This is a genomic window from Nonomuraea recticatena (assembly GCF_039533245.1).
GTDB classification, from domain to species: domain Bacteria; phylum Actinomycetota; class Actinomycetes; order Streptosporangiales; family Streptosporangiaceae; genus Nonomuraea; species Nonomuraea roseola.
In genome coordinates this window covers 1-512 of the sequence record NZ_BAAATE010000210.1, presented here as the reverse complement: position 1 = coordinate 512, position 512 = coordinate 1, and the positions used below count along the sequence as shown (strand labels likewise).

The window sequence follows — 512 nt, the reverse complement described above, 5'->3', positions numbered from 1 at the left end:
AGCAAGGCCCTCAGCGCCTCACGGCCCTGCGCCGTCTCCAGATCCACATGGGCCGAACGCTTTCCGCGGCTGGTGTCGGCAATGGCATCGATATTGGGCAGATGCGGGCTGTTGATCAGCATCACCTGCGCACCATAGGCTGCCAGCGTGCGCCCGGCCACGGGGCCTGCCAGAATGCGCGTCAAATCCAGCACCTTGAGACCCGCCAAAGGCCGCTGCTCCGCCCCCAATACAGGCCAAGCCATGGGCGGTGCGTCGCCCATGCGTTCGATCGCCACCAGCGGCTGGGCGGCAATGACGGCCGCATGACCCAGCGCCTGCCATGCTTCATGGCTGCGCGATGCGGCAATCGGCAGGCCTTGTTGCGCCGCCGCCACTTCAAAACGCTCTGCACTCCACTGCTGCAGCGCCTGCTCCACGGCGGCCCTGGGCGTGTCCGGCCCGGGCGCCAAGCCTAGCAGCGCCAGCGCGCCATCGCGGTGATGCTCGAAATTGGCATGAATACGCACCCA

The 512-nt window shown here is 67.2% G+C and carries 1 protein-coding gene; it reads right to left on the bottom strand.

What is annotated here, in order from left to right:
- A partial coding sequence (locus tag ABFX50_RS51190; protein WP_346158581.1) for a CoA transferase occupies positions 1–512 on the bottom strand: 512 nt, incomplete at both ends.